Origin of the sequence: Bacteroides sp. 214 (genome assembly GCF_010501015.1) — a bacterium.
In the GTDB taxonomy this organism is placed as follows: Bacteria; Bacteroidota; Bacteroidia; order Bacteroidales; family Bacteroidaceae; genus Bacteroides.
In genome coordinates this window covers 1-315 of sequence record NZ_QVML01000060.1, presented here as the reverse complement: position 1 = coordinate 315, position 315 = coordinate 1, and the positions used below count along the sequence as shown (strand labels likewise).

General features: G+C 44.8%; 1 protein-coding gene. It reads left to right on the top strand.

Annotation, left to right across the window (positions count from 1 at the left end):
- Positions 1-176 (top strand): DUF4114 domain-containing protein (locus D0T50_RS14020; RefSeq protein WP_163224050.1); only part of this gene is annotated, 176 nt, incomplete at its 5' end.
- Positions 177-315 lie beyond the last annotated feature (139 nt).

Here is a 315-nt window from a genome sequence, read left to right as displayed (position 1 = left end):
ATAGTTGCTTTGGATTTGAAGATACTCCAGAAGGCGGTGATAATGACTGTAACGACGTTATATTCCATGTGCATATCGACCCATTCGACGCAGTGAAACCATTGATTAATACTCCGACACCTGCTACCCAAGCAATGGCTGTTCCTTCTATAGCGGTAGGAGGTTGGATTTATTGAACAGTTCCAAAAAATCGGGTACGGTAAGCATTTGTACAATCATGCTGCCGCTAAGCGAGTTTGTTACAAACGAGCAAAACGCACAGGCAATCTCATTCCCTGCTGTTGCCGCAACCATGAAAGCTTGTCTCGACATGAC